The sequence below is a fragment of the Priestia sp. D51 genome (genome assembly GCF_053345675.1).
Window position 1 is genome coordinate 117623 of record NZ_JBLTIR010000007.1, and the last position, 20026, is coordinate 137648.

General features: G+C 38.0%; 15 protein-coding genes and 1 rRNA gene. 13 read left to right on the forward strand and 3 right to left on the reverse strand.

Going from position 1 to position 20026, the window contains the following annotated elements; translation table 11 throughout:
* Nucleotides 1–29 precede the first annotated feature (29 nt).
* On the reverse strand, nucleotides 30–536 hold the full coding sequence (locus ACNHOZ_RS23610) for an antibiotic biosynthesis monooxygenase family protein (protein ID WP_013055327.1): 507 nt from the start codon (nucleotides 534–536) through the stop codon (nucleotides 30–32).
* Between the two features lie 185 nt (nucleotides 537–721).
* On the opposite strand from ACNHOZ_RS23610, the gene ACNHOZ_RS23615 reads away from it, so the two are divergent.
* The 5 genes from ACNHOZ_RS23615 (at nucleotide 722) to ACNHOZ_RS23635 (ending at nucleotide 7412) form a co-directional block, all read left to right on the forward strand.
* On the forward strand, nucleotides 722–2851 hold the full coding sequence (locus ACNHOZ_RS23615) for a transglycosylase domain-containing protein (protein WP_255899073.1): 2130 nt from the start codon (nucleotides 722–724) through the stop codon (nucleotides 2849–2851).
* A gap of 196 nt (nucleotides 2852–3047) precedes the next feature.
* On the forward strand, nucleotides 3048–4091 hold the full coding sequence (gene hemE / locus ACNHOZ_RS23620; protein WP_255899076.1) for a uroporphyrinogen decarboxylase: 1044 nt from the start codon (nucleotides 3048–3050) through the stop codon (nucleotides 4089–4091).
* Between the two features lie 97 nt (nucleotides 4092–4188).
* Complete coding sequence (gene hemH / locus ACNHOZ_RS23625) at nucleotides 4189–5121, forward strand: ferrochelatase (protein ID WP_028412544.1); 933 nt, start codon at nucleotides 4189–4191, stop codon at nucleotides 5119–5121.
* Nucleotides 5122–5258: 137 nt separating this feature from the next.
* Nucleotides 5259–6680 (forward strand): protoporphyrinogen oxidase, encoded by a 1422-nt coding sequence (gene hemY / locus ACNHOZ_RS23630; protein ID WP_013055331.1) that lies wholly within the window; start codon nucleotides 5259–5261, stop codon nucleotides 6678–6680.
* A gap of 162 nt (nucleotides 6681–6842) precedes the next feature.
* Nucleotides 6843–7412 carry a TetR/AcrR family transcriptional regulator gene (locus tag ACNHOZ_RS23635; RefSeq protein ID WP_028412542.1) on the forward strand — a complete coding sequence of 190 codons (570 nt, stop codon included), beginning with the start codon at nucleotides 6843–6845 and terminating at the stop codon, nucleotides 7410–7412.
* Between the two features lie 54 nt (nucleotides 7413–7466).
* On the opposite strand, the gene ACNHOZ_RS23640 is transcribed toward ACNHOZ_RS23635, so the two are convergent.
* Nucleotides 7467–9644: a peptidoglycan D,D-transpeptidase FtsI family protein gene (locus ACNHOZ_RS23640; RefSeq protein WP_255899081.1), complete on the reverse strand. Its 2178-nt coding sequence runs from the start codon at nucleotides 9642–9644 to the stop codon at nucleotides 7467–7469.
* A gap of 281 nt (nucleotides 9645–9925) precedes the next feature.
* Between ACNHOZ_RS23640 and ACNHOZ_RS23645 the strand changes: the two genes are divergently transcribed.
* The 3 genes from ACNHOZ_RS23645 to ACNHOZ_RS23655 all read left to right on the forward strand — a co-directional run bounded on the left by ACNHOZ_RS23645 (nucleotide 9926) and on the right by ACNHOZ_RS23655 (nucleotide 14746).
* Nucleotides 9926–11215, forward strand: a complete 1290-nt coding sequence (locus tag ACNHOZ_RS23645) for an ABC transporter substrate-binding protein (RefSeq protein WP_013081692.1) — start codon at nucleotides 9926–9928, stop codon at nucleotides 11213–11215.
* Between the two features lie 149 nt (nucleotides 11216–11364).
* Nucleotides 11365–13185, forward strand: a complete 1821-nt coding sequence (locus ACNHOZ_RS23650; RefSeq protein ID WP_447697298.1) for a cache domain-containing sensor histidine kinase — start codon at nucleotides 11365–11367, stop codon at nucleotides 13183–13185.
* On the forward strand, nucleotides 13163–14746 hold the full coding sequence (locus ACNHOZ_RS23655; protein WP_047751673.1) for a response regulator: 1584 nt from the start codon (nucleotides 13163–13165) through the stop codon (nucleotides 14744–14746). Before ACNHOZ_RS23650 ends, ACNHOZ_RS23655 begins: the two co-directional genes overlap by 23 nt.
* 38 nt (nucleotides 14747–14784) lie before the next feature.
* Here the strand turns inward: ACNHOZ_RS23655 and yhfH are convergent, their stop codons facing one another.
* Nucleotides 14785–14916, reverse strand: a complete 132-nt coding sequence (gene yhfH, locus ACNHOZ_RS23660) for a protein YhfH (protein ID WP_013055337.1) — start codon at nucleotides 14914–14916, stop codon at nucleotides 14785–14787.
* 228 nt (nucleotides 14917–15144) lie between these two features.
* Between yhfH and ACNHOZ_RS23665 the strand changes: the two genes are divergently transcribed.
* The 5 genes from ACNHOZ_RS23665 to ACNHOZ_RS23685 all read left to right on the forward strand — a co-directional run.
* Complete coding sequence (locus ACNHOZ_RS23665) at nucleotides 15145–15876, forward strand: MBL fold metallo-hydrolase (protein ID WP_224980773.1); 732 nt, start codon at nucleotides 15145–15147, stop codon at nucleotides 15874–15876.
* Nucleotides 15877–15891: 15 nt separating this feature from the next.
* Complete coding sequence (locus ACNHOZ_RS23670) at nucleotides 15892–16881, forward strand: lipoate--protein ligase (RefSeq protein WP_255899095.1); 990 nt, start codon at nucleotides 15892–15894, stop codon at nucleotides 16879–16881.
* A 169-nt stretch (nucleotides 16882–17050) separates the two neighbouring features.
* The gene (locus ACNHOZ_RS23675) at nucleotides 17051–18583 is read left to right on the forward strand and encodes a fatty acid--CoA ligase family protein (RefSeq protein WP_255899098.1); all 1533 of its coding nucleotides are present in this window, start codon (nucleotides 17051–17053) and stop codon (nucleotides 18581–18583) included.
* Between the two features lie 35 nt (nucleotides 18584–18618).
* Nucleotides 18619–19395 (forward strand): enoyl-CoA hydratase-related protein, encoded by a 777-nt coding sequence (locus ACNHOZ_RS23680; RefSeq protein ID WP_047751671.1) that lies wholly within the window; start codon nucleotides 18619–18621, stop codon nucleotides 19393–19395.
* A gap of 412 nt (nucleotides 19396–19807) precedes the next feature.
* Nucleotides 19808–20026, forward strand: a 16S ribosomal RNA gene (locus tag ACNHOZ_RS23685); the annotation flags it as partial.

The following is a 20026-nucleotide window of genomic DNA, read 5'->3' on the forward strand; positions in this document are numbered from 1 at the left end:
TGATACTCGCCTACTAGGAGGATGTTTACTTATTTAACTACGTGGTATGAGGTCACATAAGAAGGGCGAGAGAAAATCGATGGCTGCTGATCCACGCCTTCTGACGTACCGCGTTTTTTGTGTGCTTCATTATAGGCTTTTGAAGACTGCCAATCGCTAAATGAACTTTCATCTTTCCATCCTGTAAAGATAATGTATGTGTCATTTTGCAGTGGACGAAGCACACGAATAGCTGAAAAGCCTGCTTCATTTTCAATTAAACGAGCGCGTTGGCTAAATCGCTGTTCAAACAAAGGACGGCCTTCATCTGTAACTGAAATATTATTTAGTACAGCAAATCCGCTATCTGCAAGATCTCCAGAAGCATCTAATACTTCATAAGCATGTCCTTCTTTAAAAATTGTATCTCCATCTGTTTCGTGGACTAGTGCAAATTGATCGTCATCTTTGTGAAGCAGTAATAAACGTTCACTCGGATGTTCGTCGATCAACTTTTGAAGGTAAGGGCCTGTTCCGTAAGTAATAAAGATCTTCATGGATTATACTTCCTTTCTAATTGGGAATTGCATACAATTTACAATTGTAAATCATACTAAAATTATAAAATTTTACACACAAAAATTCAAAAATTGTGAACTTCTAATGAAGATGGTAAAGTAAAACATTGATGAAGTTGTTTTCCATATTATCAAAAGTTTAGCGGAAGAAAAGGGGTGGCACGATGTACAAAAAAGGCTTATACGCAATTGCTGCCTTAGTTGGAATTTTTCTATTAGGATTGATTGGATATATTATCATCTTGTTTCTTGGAAACTATGTAATCGATGAGAAAAAAATCGTCATGGACTCGGCTACGAGATTAGTCGATGAAAATGGAGACGAATTAACAAAGCTCTATGTGAAAAATCGGGACTTGGTTTCAATTGACAAGATTCCAAAGCATGTGCAACAAGCATTTATTTCAATTGAAGATGTTCGTTTTTATGAACACCACGGAATCGATTTTAAATCTATTGGCCGAGCATTATACCGAGATATATTGGCTGGGGGAAGTGTTGAAGGAGGAAGTACTTTAACACAGCAGCTGGCTAAAAATGTGTTTTTATCGAATGATAAAACGCTGCTTAGAAAAACAAAAGAAGTAGTGGTGGCCATTAACTTGGAGCAGCGTTACAGTAAGCAAAAACTGCTTGAAATGTATTTGAATCAAATATACTTTGGACACGGAGCCTATGGAGTCCAAGCTGCATCCAACCTTTACTTCAATAAAGATGTCTCCGAATTAACGGTAGAAGAAGGTGCACTTCTCGCTGCACTGCCAAAAGCACCGAATTCCTATTCTCCTATTTTACATCCAGAAAAAAGTATAGAACGTAGAAATGTTGTGTTAAATGCCATGCAAAAAGCAGGTTATTTATCAGCTGAAAAAAATGTCCGTTTGCAAGGAAGAACGCTGGGGTTGAACATAAAGGAGCAGGCTAAAAATCCAGCGTATTTAACCTATATCGATATGGTTATCCAAGAAGCAGAGAAGAAATACAGCATTTCGGGCAATGAGCTTCTGCGCGGAGGTTATACGGTCAAAGTACCGATGAATATAAAAGTACAAGAAGCCGCCTACGAGCTGATGAAAGAAAATCGTTATTTTCCAGGTACAGATAACAGTGCCCAAGGTGCTTTTGTATTAGTCGATAACAAAAGCGGAGGAGTTTTATCTGTTATGGGAGGACGAGATTATGTACAAAAATCGCTCAACCGCGTAAATGTCAAAAGACAGCCAGGTTCTACGATGAAACCTATTGCGGTATATGGCCCTGCGTTAGAAGAAGGTCAATTCAAGCCTTATTCGTTGCTGCAAGACAAGCTTAGAAGCTACGGGGGATACACACCTAAAAACGTAGACGGCCAATATGCTAAAAAGGTAACGATGTACGATGCCTTAAAAGATTCTAAAAACGCAGCTGCCGTCTGGACATTGAATCAGCTAGGAGTTGAAACAAGCAAGCAGTATCTCACAAAGCTAGGAATTCCGTTAGAAGATAAAGGGCTTGCGATTGCTCTTGGAGGATTAAAGGAAGGAATTACACCGCTTCAATTAGCAGGAGCGTACCGGGCATTTGCTGAGAATGGAGAAAACATCCAACCGTACTTTATTCAAGAGATAAAAGATCAAGATGGAAAAGTGATTGCAAAAGCTGTTCCCGACACTCACAAAGCATTTTCAAAACAGACGGCTTGGTATATGACAAAAATGCTTCAAGGAGTTGTTAAAGAAGGAACGGCAAAAAATGGAGAGTTTAAAGGAGAGTTAGCAGGAAAAACAGGGTCTACTTCGTATACGAATGTTAAAGGAGCCACAAGAGATGCTTGGTTTGTTGGATATACCCCACATGTTGTAGGAAGCGTGTGGATGGGATATGATTCTACAAATGACCAGCACTATTTAACAAAAGGAAGTTCTTATCCAACTCTATTATTTAAAGACATTCTAACAAGAGCTGGTTACGACGAAGCTGCATTTCAAAAGCCAGTAGGCGTTAAAGATCTGCCAAAACCAATACGTTTAGAGCAAGTTAAAGACTTAAAACAAGAATTAACATTCCATCCATTTGGTTTGCTAACGGTAAGTTTATCGTGGACACCTTCACCTGATAAAAGAGCTGTTTATTATGTTTATGAGAAAAAAGGGGATAAAGCCGAATTGATTGGCAAAGTGAAGGGAAAAGGAGCATTTGAAAAAGAGCGTGTGAATCTGCTCGACAGTCCTACTTATTATGTAGTTCCTTACAATTCCCAAACACAACAAAAAGGAAAAAAATCCAACGAAGTAACACCTGCTCTTTTTCAATAAAAAAAGGAAGAGTAGGGCGATTTTTTGACATTTTTAGCAGGTGGCTATACAAGTCGTAAAGAAATGGGTATAGTGACAAGTAGAGAATATAACGTGAAACTTTAATCAGTAGAGGAACCGGTATGTTCCTTTGCTGATTATTGTCTGTCTAATCGAAGAAAATACGGATGGAAGACAATCGAGAAAGGTGGAAATTATGAGTCAAGGAACGTTTAACGATACTTTTTTAAAAGCCTGTAGAGGGGAAAAAACGGATCATGTTCCGGTTTGGTATATGCGCCAAGCAGGGCGTTCACAGCCGGAATACCGAAAGCTAAAAGAGAAGTACTCTCTATTTGAAATCACTCATCAGCCGGAGCTTGGGGCATACGTAACACGCCTGCCCGTTGAACAGTACGGAGTGGATGCAGCTATTTTATATAAAGATATAATGTCACCGCTTCCTTCAATTGGAGTGGATGTTGAAATCAAGTCAGGAATTGGTCCTGTCATTTCTAATCCAATTCAATCTTTAAGCGATGTAGAAAAGCTAGGAGAAATTACCCCGGAAGAAGATGTTCCGTATGTATTAGATACGATTAAGCTGTTAACAACAGAACAGTTAAACGTACCTCTAATTGGTTTTGCCGGTGCTCCTTTCACAGTAGCAAGCTATATGATTGAAGGAGGACCTTCAAAAAACTATAATAAAACAAAAGCATTTATGTACACGGAACCTAAAGCATGGTTTGCGCTAATGGATAAGTTAGCAGATATGACGATTACATATGTAAAAGCGCAAATTGACGCTGGAGCAAAAGCCATTCAAATCTTTGATTCATGGGTGGGGGCTTTAAATGTAGCGGATTATCGTTATTTTATAAAGCCTGTTATGGAGCGGATTTTTACCTCTTTGCGCGAAAAAAATGTACCTCTCATTATGTTTGGAGTAGGAGCAAGTCATTTGGCAAAAGAATGGCATGATCTGTCGCTGGATGTAGTGGGATTAGATTGGCGAACGCAGCTGGATGAAGCACGTGCACTAGGCTTAACAAAAACACTGCAAGGAAACTTAGATCCTGCTATTTTGTTAGCTCCATGGGAAGTTATTGAAGAACGTGTAACAGAAATATTAGATAAAGGGATGGCCAGTCCTGGTTACATCTTCAACTTGGGGCACGGCGTCTTTCCACAGGTTCAGCCGGAAACGTTGAAGCGTTTAACAACCTTTATTCATGAATATTCTGCAAATAGACAATAAATTGTCAAATAATTTGGAGCGCTAAACTTTGAATTTTTCTTTTTATTCATGGCAAAATGAAGACAAGTATTGAATCTAACAAAGAGGTGTCGAACACATGAGTAAAAAAGTAATGGGATTACTTGTAATGGCATATGGAACACCATATAAAGAAGAAGATATTGAACGTTACTATACACATATCCGCCGCGGACGTAAACCTTCACCGGAAGCCTTGGAAGATTTACAAAACCGCTACGAAGCAATTGGGGGCATTTCACCTCTTGCAAAAATTACGCAGCAGCAAATGGAAAGTCTAGAAAAGCGCTTGAATGAAGTACAGGATGAAATTGAATTTAAAGCGTATCTTGGCTTAAAGCATATTGAACCGTTTGTTGAAGATGCAGTAGAAGCCATGCATAAAGACGGAATTAAAGAAGCGGTCAGCATTGTGCTTGCACCTCACTTTTCAACGTTTAGCGTAAAATCCTATAATGGACGCGCCAAAGAAACAGCTGAAAAATTAGGAGGACCAATCATTCATTCCGTAGAAAGCTGGTACAGTGAGCCAAAGTTCATTCAGTACTGGGCTACACGTGTTAAACAAACGTTTGATTTAATAGACGAAGAGAAACGCCAAAAAGCCGTGTTGATTGTTTCTGCGCATAGCTTGCCAGAAAAAATTATTGCAGCAGGAGATCCATATCCAAATCAGCTTCAAGAAACAGCGGATTTAATTGCACAAGCAGCTGGTATTGAACATTACGAAATTGGCTGGCAAAGTGCTGGAAATACGCCTGAGCCATGGATAGGTCCTGATGTCCAAGATTTAACAAGAGAACTGCATGAAGAAAAAGGCTATACGTCGTTCGTCTATACCCCGGTTGGATTTATCGCGGATCACTTAGAAGTACTTTATGATAACGACTACGAATGCAAAGTGGTAACAGATGAAATTGGGGCTGATTATTACCGTCCTGAAATGCCGAATGCACAGCCTGAATTTATCGATGGGTTAGCTACAGTTGTGTTAAAACGAATTGCCCGTTAAGTCAATATAGATTCTTTGTACGTTGAACAGGGACGAAAAGTAACTTATAATCAATATAAAGAAAAGTAAGAAGCGAGCTATGGGTTTCCATAATCGCTTCTCTTTATATTGAATTTTACAGAAAAGGCGATGATAACATGACGGATAGACGCAAAAAGGTTGTCATCATCGGTGGAGGAATAACAGGTCTTTCAGCTGCCTATTATTTGCAAAAAAAAATAAAGGATCATCAGCTGCCTATTGATCTTCAACTAATAGAAGCGACGCATCGGCTTGGCGGGAAAATTCAAACGGTCAAACGAGACGGTTATTTATTTGAAAAAGGTCCTGATTCATTTTTAGCGCGTAAGCTAGCTGCTACAAAACTGGCAAAAGAAGTGGGGCTAGGTCGGGAGCTAGTCGGAAATGAAAAGGGAAAATCCTATATTCTGGTAAAAGATACACCGCATGCGCTGCCTGATGGTGCTGTAATGGGGATACCAACCAAGTTATCTCCTTTTATCACAACAGGGCTATTTTCGCCTGTTGGCAAGCTGCGCGCAGCAGCTGATTTTTTTATACCGAAGACAAAAAATCAGGATGACCGTTCGCTAGGCGTATTTTTTAGAAGACGGTTTGGTGATGAAGTTGTTGAAAATTTAATTGAGCCTCTATTATCAGGAATTTACGCAGGAGACGTTGATCGTTTGAGTTTAAGATCAACATTTCCACAGTTTTTGCATGCTGAACATAAGTACAGAAGCTTAATTGTTGGAATGAAAAAGCTAAAAGAAATTCACCCACAGCACGGTGATGATTCGGAGTTTAAAAAAAATAGCGTCTTTTTAACATTAAAAGAAGGTCTTCAATCGCTAGTAGATGGGGTAGAAAAAGCAATAGATCCTGATATTATTACAAAAGGAATAAAGGTAGAGAAAATTTATAAAGAAGATACCACATATGAATTATCCTTAAATAGCGGGAAAGTAATAAAAGCAGACAGCGTTATTGTAACTTCCCCTCATGCAGCTGCTCAGTCTATGCTCTCGGAATATAAAATATTCGAACCGTTAAAGCATATGCCTTCCACTTCAGTAGCTACTGTTGTGATAGCCTTTGCACAAGAAGCGCTGCAAGACAATCTAGATGCAATGAACATCGCCGTTTCCAGAAATAGCGATTACACGATTACGGCATGCACGTGGCTAAATAAAAAGTGGCCGCATGCGGTTCCGGAAGGAAAAGTGCTGCTGAGATGTTTAGTTGGACGAACCGGGGATGAAGCTGTGGTGGATCAGCCTGACGATGAAATTTTTAAAATTGTCCTGGAGGATTTGAAGAAGCTCATTACCATTTCTGCTGAGCCCGAATTTTACGCGGTAACGAGATGGAAGCAGTCAATGCCTCAGTATACGGTCGGACATCACGATATGCTAGATACGATGAACGAACAGCTTGAAAAAGAGCTTGCTGGTCTTTATGTAGCGGGAAGCTCATATGAAGGTCTGGGTATACCGGAATGTGTAGAGCAAGGAGAAGATGTGGCTAAAAAAGCGGTTAAATATGTGCAGCAACTGTAGAAGTGGAGCGGCGAATCAATGCTCCGCTTTTTTGTGTACTACCTGTAGAGAAAGGTTATACTAAGAGAAGAGATTGTGGTTGAAAAGCAAAAGAAACTTATGCTATAGTAAAACCGTACTTGTTGACTGAAATATTCATTTGGTCAGAAAGAAGGGGATAACGTGGCTATAGACCGAAAGCAATCAGTTGTTGATGCAGCGTCAAAATCATTTGCGCTGTTTGGATATAAAGCAACGACTATGGAGCAAGTGGCGAAGCTTGCAAATGTCGGAAAAGGAACGATTTATACTTTTTTTAAAAACAAAGAAGAGTTATTCGATGAAATTGTTACACGAATGATTCGAGAAATGACAGATGCAGCTGAAACTGTCATTGACAGCAGCCGTCCTTTTTTTGAAAATGCCCAAGCAGCTATTTTTCGAATCTTAGAATTCCGCACCGAGCATCAGCTCATGCTGAAGCTGGTACAGGAACAGCAGTTAGGCACTACAGCAGTGCAAGAAGTTCTGGTGCGAGTAGAAGAAGAGATTTTGACTTATATAAAAAACAAAATCGAAATTGCGATTTCTAAAAAAGAAATCAAACCGTGCAACCCGGAGCTCACAGCTTTTTTATTATTTAAAATGTACATTGCACTCGTCTATGATTGGGAAAAACGGCATGAGCCGCTTTCAGAAGAAAAAATTGCTGAATTAATTGAACTATACTTTTTACGCGGTCTGTCTCAGTGAGATAGGCTTTTTTTTATAGAAAAAACAAAAAAGGTCTCATGACGAGACCTTTTTTTATTGTTCATTATCATCTTTTTTTACGCCGTTTAATTCTGTATTTCCTGTTTTTGCATCTTCTTCTTTTTGCTCTACTTCTGTATTTCCTTGCTTTTTAAGTTTGAAGTAGGCATCAATAACATCACCTGTAATAGTTTTGCTTTGTCCGCCAGAATTCGCTCCAGCAACATACGCAGAAGGAATAACAACCGCTACGGCTACTTCAGGATTGTCATAAGGTGCATAAGAGACAAAAGTAGAGTTACGTACGCTTACGCCTTGATTATAGGTTTCAGCTGTTCCTGACTTACCTGCTATATTATATTTTCTATATTTTGGATTTGTATACAACGCGTGCCCAGTACCGCCTGGAGCAGTAACAACACGACGGAAACCGCGCTTTACGATGTCAATTTGTGACTGATTCATGGTAATACGGTTTAATACTTGTGGTTCCACGGAACTTTGTATACTTCCTTTTAGTTCGCTGTCAAGCTCAGGCTCACGAATTTCTTTCACAAGGTGAGGTTTCATTCTGTATCCACCGTTGGCAATTGTTGAAATGTATTGAACAAGCTGAAGCGGTGTATAAGTATCGTATTGACCAATTGCAAAATCGAGAGCTTTACCAGGTTCATTTGTTACAGTATTACGAATACCGGTTGATTCGTTTTCTAAATCAATTCCAGTTGGAATGCCAAGACCGAACTGGCTGTAGTATGAACGCATCTTATTAAAAATAGACGGCGAGATATGCAATGATCCACCAGGTCGATAAGTCTCACCAGCCATGTTTAAAATCGTTCTATACATAAAAACGTTAGAAGATTGCTCAAGGGCTTTTTCAATACCTGTAGCTCCCATATTATGAGAGGATTTCTTCGGTTTAGTACCAGCAAACTTCATTGGCGCGTCATAAAAAACCGTGCCAGGCTGAATTGCACCTGAGTCAAGTCCGGCTAGAACGGTCGCTCCTTTAACCGCAGAACCTACTTCATAAGAAGTTGTAAGGTTTCCAAGCGCGAAGTCTTGAACTTTACGTGCGCCTGTTTGCTTATCGGTAACAAGCTGTTTTCCGCCCATCGCTAAAATGTCTCCTGTATGAGGGTCCATCATAATGGCAAATGCCCGGTCCATTAAGCGGTTCCTAGCAGCGCCTTCAAGTACAGCTTTCGTTAAAACATCTTCGACTTGCTTTTGTAGCTCCATATCAATCGTTAAAATTAAGTCACTGCCGCGCTGACCTTCAGTAACGGTTTCTTGACTCACTAAATTGCCAGAGCGATCGGTTACGTTTTGTATGCGTGCTTTTTGACCGCGAAGAACGTCTTCATACTGCTTTTCTAAATAACTTTTTCCTACTCGGTCATTTCGGCTGTAGCCGTGTGATAAATAGTACTGTAAGTTTTCGCTTGGCAATCCTTCGTCAGCCGATGTGATTTTACCAAGCAGCGTGCTAAGTAAGTCATCGTATGTATACATACGGTCCCAGTAAGTTGTTGTATCGACGCCCGGTAAGTCACTCAACTGTTCACTAATAACAGCAAGCTCTTTATCGGTTAAGCCGCTTTTAATAATTTGAGCGGTTAACGCGTATCCGCCTTCCATCTTGCTTTTAATGGCAATCACTTCAAGGTCATCTTTCACCGATAGAAGTTCATTTTTAGTAATACGCTTCAGCTGAAGAGGATACAGATCATCTTCAGAAATTTTTTCTTCTTTTACTTTTTGCTTATCTGCTGCGGTAATTTTTTTCGCTGCTGCTTTTGGATGAGTTGCAATCCAATAATCTTTTAAGTCGCGTTCTGTTAGCTTAATCGTATTTTTATCTTTCTTTTTATCCGATTTGCCAAACACGTCTGTTGTAACAGGAACATCAATAAGAGTGGCAAGCTTTTTAGCTACTTTTAGCTTGTCTTCTTGAGTGACGCCCTTCAAACGCGTGTACGTGACAGCGTTCAACGGTTTATTATCCACGATAACGCGGTCATAGCGGTCTAGCATCTTTCCGCGAGGAACCGGTGAATCTACCGTTTCATCTTCTGTTTTTTCAACTTCTCGTTTATAGTTCTCTCCGTACACAATCTGTACGAAGCCTAATCGTAAAATGAGTGCAGAAAAAAGCAGGAAAACCACAATAAACAGCCAGTTAATTCGAAATGAGACATGTGTTTTTTTGCGCTTTTTAGTTTTCATGTAAACCCCTTCACTTTGTTTATACAAGTTAAAAAAATTCATAAATTTTCTTATGAATCTATCACTCTACATATTAACATAATTTTGTCTATAAATGTTATTAGGTGGAATAAAACAGATAAAAATTTTATAGAAATTTTTGCGAAAGAAGAGAGACCTGTCGAAGGGTGCTGAAGGGGGGTGTTCAATATTTTCCACTCGGTTGTTCAATATTGTTACCTGTTCAAATGTCCTAGAATCGGTAAAATAAAGAGAGATAGATATCAAGGGGGGCAAAACGAATGAAAATGAAAAGGCTTTCAATAATGTCTGGCGTGTTAGCAACATCACTTTTATTTGCGACAGCATGTTCAAACTCAGGTACGGATTCAAAAGCAAGTAAATCAACAGGCTCAGGTGATCAAGTTGTTATTGATATGTTCCAGTTCAAAGTGGAAATTGCAGATCAGCTGAAAGAATTAACGGATGAATATACAAAAGAACATCCAAACGTAAAGTTTAACATCCAAACAGTCGGCGGAGGAGCGGACTATGGTGCAGCATTAAAAGCACAGTTTGCCTCTGGAAATGAACCTGATATCTTTAATAATGGAGGGTTCCAAGAAGCGCAAACGTGGAAGGATAAATTAGAAGATTTGTCTGATCAGCCGTGGGTAGATAATCTGTATGATATCGCTAAAGAACCGATGACAATGGACGGGAAAATCTATGGTCAGCCGCTAAACTTAGAAGGTTATGGTTTTATTTATAATAAAGATTTATTTGAAAAAGCAGGCATTAAAGAATTGCCTAAGACGCTGTCGGAATTAGAAGCAGCTTCTAAAAAGCTTAAAGCAAAAGGCATTACGCCATTTTCTAACGGATACGGCGAGTGGTGGGTGCTAGGTAACCACTTATTTAATATTCCAATGGCGCAGCAAGATGATCCAGATGCGTTTATTAAAGGTCTAAACGAAGGAAAAGCAAAATTTGAAGGCAATGAAACGTTTAAGCAATTTATGAATCTGTTCGATTTAACGTTAAAGTATGGAAATAAAAATCCATTAACGACAGATTACAATACACAAGTTACTCAATTTGCTTCTGGTGAAACAGCGATGATGCAACAAGGTAACTGGACGGTAAATATGATCACGAAAATCAATCCGGACATGAAAATGGGCTTTATCCCAATGCCGATCAGCAACGATGCGAAGAAAAATGATAAATTAGCAATCGGAGTTCCAAATAACTGGGTAGTGAACAAAAATGCACCAGATGCAGATAAAAAAGCAGCGAAGGAATTCTTAAATTGGATGGTTTCTTCTAAAGAAGGTCAAAAATTCTTAGTTGAAAAGTTCAAGTTCATTCCAGCGTTCAAAAACATCGATGGAAAAGGAATCGATTCTTTATCTGATGATATCTTAAAATACTCTGAAGAAGGCAAAACATTATCTTGGAACTGGTTTAAGTATCCAGAAGGAACGGTTCAAGAAGTAGGCGCAGCAATGCAGTCTTACGCAGGCAAACAAATGACGGAAGAAGAGTTTATGAAGAAATTAGATACAATTTGGGCAAAAATGAAAAAATAACCAAAAAGTCCGCGTGGAAAACGCGGACTTTTTGGTGTGAAAAAATAGCTGGTTAGATTCATAGTTATGAAAAAATAATAGTTAATTGAAAGCGCTTTTAATGTATAATAATAGTCATAATGTATGACATTAGTCAAAGGAGGTTAGTTGTGAAAGGCTGGAGCATACGCAAGAAATTAATTTTGTTTTTCTTATTCGCAACAGTTATTCCATTTTTAATTTCAACGATTTTTACGTATCAATACACAAAAGAAACGGTTAAGAATCGATTTATTTCTACCAACTATCAAGTTATTAAAAATGGAAGCAATGATTTGAGTGATTACTTAAATGAAATTGCTAATATTACAAAAAGGCTGTACGGCTACCACCCATTTATTAAAGTGTTAGATGAAGGCGTATCAAGTGACTTAGGAGCCAATCAACTGGAAATATCACGCACTCTTCTTTATTTATATAATACTCGTCCAGAGATTGAACAGCTCCATCTTTATATTGAGAACGGGCATGACTCGTATACAGCTTATAATTCGAAAGTGAGCAGCAGAGGGAAGTACGATGATATTTACACCCAGCCTTACTATTCTTATTTAAATAAACATCATAAATTTCTTGCCATTGAGCCTACCCATGAAATTTATAGCTACAATAATTTATCAACGTTAATTGACTCACTGCCGAATCAAGTTATTAGCTTTCATCAGAGGATTGATGAAATTCCATCAGACAAGTTGTTAGCTTATCTATCTTTAGACATTAACATGACCCAAATTCAATCTATATCGCAGCGCTTATATAATGAAGAGTCAGAAGATTTTTATTTAATGAACAATAAAGGGAAGGTTTTGTATTCTTCGGATTCAAAGGTTATTGGAAAAAACGAAAACTACCCGTGGCTAAAGGCGCTTACGTCTCAAGAGGATCACAGCATGGAATGGGAAGATAAAAGCTTCTCAGGCGTATTAATGTATGAAAAGCTTAAACAGCCTTTTGAGGACTTATACATTGTGAAGCGAATTCCTTACAGTGTTTTATATGAAGATGCAAGAAAGACAGCACTTATGAATGTATTAATTGGCCTTCCATTTTTGTGTATGCTCGTTATTGCTACGCTTCTTATATCGGTCCGTTTTACACAGCCGATTAACGTATTAATTCGCAATATGAAAGAAGTGGAAAAAGGATCATTTGAAGTCCGGTTTAAATCGCTTGGAAACGATGAATTTGGTGTTTTAGGAAGGCACTTTACCTCTATGGTAGAAACAATTAATGACTTAATTGAACGTAAATTCCGATTGGAGTTAGAAAATAAATCAACGCAGCTAAAAGTGCTGCAGTCGCAAATTAATCCGCATTTTTTATACAACGCATTTCAATCAATTGGAACTCTTGCCCTTAAGCATAAAGCAGTTGAAGTATATTCTTTATTAACCTCACTTTCTCACATTATGCGTTACAGCATGAATATGAAAGAGGATATCGTTAGCTTAAAGCAAGAAGTCGATCACGTAAAAGCTTTCTTGAGTCTGCAGAAGCAGCGGTTTGGTTCAAAGTTTGAGTATGAGTTAAATATCGAAAAAGAGGCAGAGCTTATGCGAATACCGAAAATGGTCTTGCAGCCTCTTGTTGAGAATTCTTTTAAGCATGGATTCGAAACCCGCACAGGAAGCGGAAAGCTGTTGATTTCAGCGAAGTTAAACGGAGAAGAACTGATTCTAACTGTTTCTGATAACGGAAAAGGGATAGGAGAGAAAGAGTTGAATCAATTAAAAGCGAGACTTCAGCAATCGTATAATCAAACAGATGAGCATATTGGGTTGCAAAATATTTATGAACGACTTCGCATCTACTATGGAGATCATGCTTCAATGCAAATTAGCAGTCAAGAAAATCACGATTTTACCGTTGTCATAAAGCTAACAACAATTGAAGAAAAGAGGGATAGTGATGAAAGTATTAATCGTGGATGATGAAGAGCATGTAAGAGAAGGAATAAAGCTGCTTGGACAGTGGGAAGAGCATGAAATTACAGATGTGATAGAAGCTGATAGCGGTGAGCAAGCGATTGCGCTTATTGAGGATCACGGACCGGAAATCATTTTTACTGATATGAAGATGCCTAATATCGATGGAATTGCTTTGTTAGAGTGGATTAAAGAGAATTCACCTTCTAGCAAAACGATTGTGGTAACAGGGTATGATGACTACCACTATATGCGTAAAGCTATTCATTTTGGAAGTACGGATTATATTCTAAAGCCAGTGGATCCTTCGATTTTAAACGATACGCTTGTACGAGCTGTAACTCAATGGAAGAAAGAAGAAGAGTCCAGAAAAGTCCATAATAGCAGCTATCGTTTAATCAATGAAATGAAGCCGATTTATCGAGATCGAAAACTAACGCAGTTAATGAACAATTATTTGCTAAATCAATCAATCTATGAAGAGTTTGGTTTCCATCTGACTAGAGAATATGAAGTGGGGATTGTACGTGTAGATGAATCCATTATTCGTTCTTTTGGCGGTGACCGGGATTTAGCCTATTTTTCAATTTTAAATGTAATCAATGAAATGCTGATGGCAGAAGAAAATGGGGTAGCCTTCCGTTATTTATCAAATAAGTGGGAAATTATCATTATATTTTGGAATGATTTTGAACGCATAACCTCTTTGCTGACGACTTTACATACAGCAATTCGCCGTACGTTAGACGTGAGCTGTCGGATTGCAAGAGGATGCAAAGTCTCTTCTATTGATCAGCTAATGAAATCCTATGAACATGCGAAAAATTCGCTTTTATTAAGCAATGTTCTTGATCAAAATAAAGTGAAGGTCTACGGCGAGCAAGACGTTTTAGCAAGTGCTTTATTAATAAATATGATGGATTATAACAGTAAAATTGAAGAGGCGCTGCAAGTAGGGAAGTTTGAAGCTTTTTTGCCGGTATTCAACGAAATTATCACAGCTTTTGAAGCACAAAATTATCTATCATTAAAGCAAATTCTGCATTTTGAGCAGGAATATCAGCTGTTAAGCCAGCATTGGTTAAAAAGATATCACATTCCTTATACGATAAGTAATGGTCCTGAATATGTTCTTTCTTTTTTCTATAACCAAGATGGGCAGTTTCAGCTAGCAAAGTATGTAGAGAGAAAAAAGCGTGAAGTAAAGCGTTTCTTAAAAGTAATAAAAAGGTATAGCAAGCAAAACAATCGCGACGTTATTTATGAGATCGAACAATTTTTGCAGCAAAATTTTCATCGAGATGTGAAGCTTCAAGAAATATCGGAACGTTTCTATTTAAGCCGTGAATACATTTCGAGAAAGTTTAAGCAAGAATTTCAAGAAAATATTTCAGATTATATGGTGAAAGTCAGAATGAATAAAGCCAAATCACTTTTACTAAATGAAGAACTAAAAATCTATGAAATTGCGAATATGATTGGATATCATGATGATAAATACTTTCGAAAAGTGTTTAAAAAAGTAGAAGGCATTACGCCAAACGAGTATCGCAGTTTGACCGTATAAAAAAAGCTGAAACTGTTATAAAACAGTTTCAGCTTTTTTTATTTCATGATATCTAGGCAGTGATCGCATTTGTTTCCGTAGCACTCATGCTGTTCCTCGATGTCGTTTCCGCATTCTACGCACTTTTTATTGGGTAATCTTTTGAAAAATTCAGTCATTTTTTCTAACATTTAAATCCCCTCCGTTGTTTTTTGTTACTAATATTGTATTATAACAGATGTTGAAATGTCAATTATGTTTTATAACAATTTAGCCTATTTTGCTATTCTAAGTGGTTATTTGTTATATAACAATGAGTTATTTCGATAAAATAGGCAAAACGAGTATCTTTCAGTTAGTTTTCAAAAAAAAGTAGGGTATACTGAACGTAATAAAAATAGTACGAAAGGGTGATTGAAATGAAAGTAACTGTTATTGGTTTTTGGGGAGGATATCCTGCTGTTTCAGAAGCTACTTCTAGCTATTTAGTTGAGCACGATGGATTTCAGCTGCTTGTTGATTGTGGAAGCGGTGCATTGGCTCAGCTGCAAAAATATGCAAAACCAGAAGAAATAGATGCGATGATTTTATCTCATTACCATCATGACCACGTGGCTGATGTCGGAGTATTTCAATATGCTCGCCTCATTCAGACTCATCTAGGGAACGCTGTTAAGGAACTTTCTATTTACGGACATACATATGATCAGGAAAGCTTCAACAAACTTACTCATAAAGGAATTACCAAAGGAGTAGAGTACGATCCGAGTCAAAAACTTGACGTTGGGCCTTTTACAATCGAATTTATGAAAACGAAACATCCAGTCGTTTGTTATGCCATGAAAATAAGTGCTGGCAATCAAACCGTCGTGTACACAGCGGACTCGAGCTATTTAGAAGAATTTGTTTCTTTCTCAGAAAATGCAGATCTTCTTATTTGTGAATGTAACTTTTATGCTAGCCAAGATGGAAGCGGTGCTGGACACATGACAAGTACAGAAGCCGGTACACTTGCTTCTAAAGCAAGTGTCAAACAACTCATGCTTACTCACCTTCCACACTACGGAGAACACCAACAGCTAGTAGAGGAAGCTGCTGCTCGTTATGGAGGTACGCTTACGTTAGCTGAATCAGGATACGTATGGGAATAACAAGGAGGAAAATGAATGTTATTTATTGATAATCAAAAAAATTATGATCCCCGAATTAACTTAGCAATTGAAGAATATGCGCTCAAGTATCTAGATATTAATGAGACATATCTGCTGTTTTATATTAATGAGCCTTCTATTATTATTGGAAAAAACCAGAACACCATTGAGGAGATTAATACAAAATATGTTGAAGATCAGCATATTCATGTAGTGAGACGTCTATCTGGAGGCGGTGCCGTTTATCATGATAAAGGAAATTTAAACTTCAGCTTTATTACGAAAGACGATGGAAATAGCTTTCATAATTTTAAAAAGTTTACCGAGCCAGTCGTGGAAGCGTTAAAGAAATTAGGAGTCAATGCTGAGTTAAGCGGACGAAATGATTTAATGGCGGAAGGACGTAAAATTTCTGGAAATGCTCAGTTTTCGACGAAAGGAAGAATGTTCAGCCATGGAACTCTTCTTTTTGATTCAGAGATTGAAAACGTGGTATCAGCGTTAAAAGTAAAAAAAGATAAAATTGAATCCAAAGGCATTAAGTCTATTCGAAATAGAGTAGCGAATATCAGTGAATTTTTAGAACAGAAAGTAACGGTGGAAGAATTTAGAGAAATGCTGCTTCGGTATATCTTTGAGGGAGAAGAAAATATAACAGAATATAAACTAACGGAAAAAGATTGGGAAACGATTCATCAAATTTCTAAAGAGCGCTATCAGTCATGGGATTGGAACTATGGAAAATCACCTAAATTTAACTTACAGCACTCTCACCGCTTTCCTGTGGGACAAATTGACGTTCGTTTGGAAGTGAATAAAGGGAAAATCGATGCTTGCACCATCTATGGAGATTTCTTTGGAGTGGGAGATGTCCAGGAAGTACAGGAAAAATTAACAGGTGTTCGTTATGAAAAAGCTTCTATTGAACAAGCCTTAGAGGACATCGATATTCCACATTATTTTGGTAATATTACAAAAGAAGAGTTTGTTGAATTAATCTATTAAGAAAAAAGTCTGCCACATCAGGCTTTTTTTCTTTTTAAACAGATGAGTCTTGTCAATAGAACAGCAGTAACATTATAATAGAATAGAAGAAGTAAGAATTTTTCCATTATTATGACTTAATAATGAATGGTTGTTCATTCATTCGTTATTAAAAGGAGGAAGTTATGAGATGAATTTGTCAGCACAGCTTCATAAAACAGCTGAGCAATTTCCGCAAAAATCGGCATATGTTTTTATGGATCAGGAAACATCTTATGCAGATCTTGATGCATCGGTATCTAAGTTTGCTAATGGTCTGAAGCAATTAGGTGTAAAAAAAGGAGATCATATCGCTTTAATTGTCGGCAACTCGCCTCATTTTGTTATTGGATTGTACGGTGCTCTTCGAGTAGGAGCTACTGTTATACCCATTAATCCTATTTACACAGCGGATGAAATTAGCTACATGCTTCAGGATGGAGATGTAAAAGCAGTTATTGCGGTTGATTTACTTCTCCCTGTTTTAAAAAAAATCATTGGACACACTCCATTTTTGGAACACGTTATCTTATGCGAAACGACAGATACAGTGGAAAGTATACCTTCTTATTTTCACACGTTTTCGCAAGTTGTAAACAGAGGGGAAGCTACATATGATTTTCTCGAGTTAAAAGAAGAAGATGTGGCCATCATTCTGTATACGTCAGGAACGACTGGAAAACCAAAAGGAGCTATGCTTACGCATAAGAATATTTATTCAAACGCTCAAGACGTAGCAGATTATTTAAGTATAAATGGGAATGACCGAGTCGTAGCTGCTTTGCCGATGTTTCACGTATTTTGTTTAACTGTTTCATTGAATGCGCCTTTAATGAATGGAGGAACGATATTAATTGAACCAAAATTCAGTCCATCTTCTATATTTGAATTAATTCAAAATCGACAAGCGACTATTTTTGCTGGCGTTCCGACAATGTATAATTTTTTACTTCAGCATGACAAAGGGAAAAAAGAGCACTTTCACACGGTAAGGCTTTGTATATCAGGCGGGGCATCAATGCCGGTGGCACTTCTAACCCATTTTGAACGTAAGTTTGGGGTCATGGTAGCAGAAGGCTATGGATTATCTGAGGCTTCTCCTGTGACGTGTTTCAATCCGATTGATCGAGAGAGAAAAGCAGGTTCTATAGGCACATCTATTATGAATGTTGAAAATAAAGTGGTAAACGAACTAGGAAAAGAAGTAGAAGTAGGACAAGTTGGCGAACTTATCGTCAAAGGCCCTAATGTGATGAAAGGGTATTATAAGCTTCCTGAAGATACGGAATATGCTCTCCGAGATGGTTGGCTGTATACAGGTGACTTAGCAAGAATGGATAAGGAAGGTTATTTTTATATCGTTGACCGTAAAAAAGATTTAATTATTGTAGGAGGATATAATGTTTATCCTCGCGAAGTAGAAGAAGTGCTATATGCGCATCGGGATATTGTAGAAGTGGCTGTTATCGGAGTTCCTGATCCTTCTTTAGGTGAATGTGTGAAGTGTTACGTGGTTTGCAATAATCAAGAGATAACGGAAGAGAAGCTTATTGCCTACTGCAAAGAGCACCTTGCTAAATATAAAGTGCCAAGTGAAATTGAATTTTTAAAAGAACTTCCTAAAAATACAACGGGAAAAATTTTAAGGCGTGCACTGAAGCAGCAGGTATCTCAGGAGCAATAAAATGAAAGCGATTCCAATTTGGAGGTGGTAAAAGAATGTCATCTATTTCTTATGAAATAAAGGGACACGTCGCCCATGTGATACTGAACCGTCCGGAAGCGATGAATGCTTTTAATTACGATATGCTTAAAGAATTGGAAGAAGTAATTGAAGGAATTCGTATTCAAAAAGATATTCGAGTTGTGACGTTTAAAGGGGCAGGTGAAAAATCTTTTAGTGTAGGTGCGGATTTAAAAGAACGTAAAACCCTCTCTGATCAAGAGGTAAAGCGCAATATTTACAAAATAGGAGAAGTGTTTTCTAAGATAGAGCAGCTTCCTCAGCCAACGATAGCAATCATCAACGGATATGCATTTGGAGGAGGAATGGAGCTGGCTTTAGCATGTGATTTCCGGATCGCTTCAACAGAAGCGCTTATGGGTTTAACGGAAACAAGCTTAGCGATTATACCAGGCGCAGGAGGAACACAGCGTCTCCCTCGCCTAGTTGGTGAAGCAAAAGCAATGGAACTAATTTTAACAGCTCAGCGCCTCACGGCATCAGAAGCAAAAGAATGTGGTCTAGTAACGAAGGTAGCTCCTGGATATCAAATAGAAGAAACAATAGATATTTTTATCTCGCTTTTATTAAAAAATGGGCCAATTGCACTTCAGCAAGCAAAATTTGCTATCAAAGAAGGAATGAAGGCCGATTTGCAGACTGGTTTGCAAATTGAACGAAAAGCATATGAGTTAACGATTCCGACAGAAGATCGTCTAGAGGCGCTTCAAGCATTTGCTGAGAAGAGAAGACCTAGTTTTAAAGGGAAATAAGAAGGGGCTGTCTAATGGACAGCTCTTTTTTAATTTCTTCATATAATGAAGAAATTGAAAAAAGTAAAGGATTCAAGAATAGAGAAGGCAAAGTTTAAACCTAGCTTTTGCCTATAATATGATGATATGATCTAGATAAAACAGCCATCTGAATCAAAAAGTAATGATTTCGAATTTTTTTTGTTAAAAACTGTTGACTTTAATAAAGATATATTTTATTATTATGAAGCGTCGTTGAGACATAACAGTAAAAACGAAGCTGAAAAAAGAATTTTAAAAAGTTGTTGACATTACGTCGATAACTTGATAAGATGATAAAGTCGCTTAAGAGCGGCGGTTGAACTTTGAAAACTGAACAAAGCGACAAACGTCAACGTTAATTTTTATTTTTTAAATGAGCAAGTCAAACATTTCTTCGGAGAGTTTGATCCTGGCTCAGGATGAACGCTGGCGGCGTGCCTAATACATGCAAGTCGAGCGAACTGATTAGAAGCTTGCTTCTATGACGTTAGCGGCGGACGGGTGAGTAACACGTGGGCAACCTGCCTGTAAGACTGGGATAACTTCGGGAAACCGAAGCTAATACCGGATAGGATCTTCTCCTTCATGGGAGATGATTGAAAGATGGTTT

Excerpts from the sequence above, each read along its gene's own strand:
- ACNHOZ_RS23610 (WP_013055327.1), bottom strand. The coding sequence starts at position 536 with ATGAAGATCTTTATTACTTACGGAACAGGCCCTTACCTTCAAAAGTTG.
- ACNHOZ_RS23615 (WP_255899073.1), top strand. The coding sequence starts at position 722 with ATGTACAAAAAAGGCTTATACGCAATTGCTGCCTTAGTTGGAATTTTT.
- hemE (WP_255899076.1), top strand. The coding sequence starts at position 3,048 with ATGAGTCAAGGAACGTTTAACGATACTTTTTTAAAAGCCTGTAGAGGG.
- hemH (WP_028412544.1), top strand. The coding sequence starts at position 4,189 with ATGAGTAAAAAAGTAATGGGATTACTTGTAATGGCATATGGAACACCA.
- hemY (WP_013055331.1), top strand. The coding sequence starts at position 5,259 with ATGACGGATAGACGCAAAAAGGTTGTCATCATCGGTGGAGGAATAACA.
- ACNHOZ_RS23640 (WP_255899081.1), bottom strand. The coding sequence starts at position 9,644 with ATGAAAACTAAAAAGCGCAAAAAAACACATGTCTCATTTCGAATTAAC.
- ACNHOZ_RS23645 (WP_013081692.1), top strand. The coding sequence starts at position 9,926 with ATGAAAATGAAAAGGCTTTCAATAATGTCTGGCGTGTTAGCAACATCA.
- ACNHOZ_RS23655 (WP_047751673.1), top strand. The coding sequence starts at position 13,163 with ATGAAAGTATTAATCGTGGATGATGAAGAGCATGTAAGAGAAGGAATA.
- yhfH (WP_013055337.1), bottom strand. The coding sequence starts at position 14,916 with ATGTTAGAAAAAATGACTGAATTTTTCAAAAGATTACCCAATAAAAAG.
- ACNHOZ_RS23665 (WP_224980773.1), top strand. The coding sequence starts at position 15,145 with ATGAAAGTAACTGTTATTGGTTTTTGGGGAGGATATCCTGCTGTTTCA.
- ACNHOZ_RS23670 (WP_255899095.1), top strand. The coding sequence starts at position 15,892 with ATGTTATTTATTGATAATCAAAAAAATTATGATCCCCGAATTAACTTA.
- ACNHOZ_RS23675 (WP_255899098.1), top strand. The coding sequence starts at position 17,051 with ATGAATTTGTCAGCACAGCTTCATAAAACAGCTGAGCAATTTCCGCAA.
- ACNHOZ_RS23680 (WP_047751671.1), top strand. The coding sequence starts at position 18,619 with ATGTCATCTATTTCTTATGAAATAAAGGGACACGTCGCCCATGTGATA.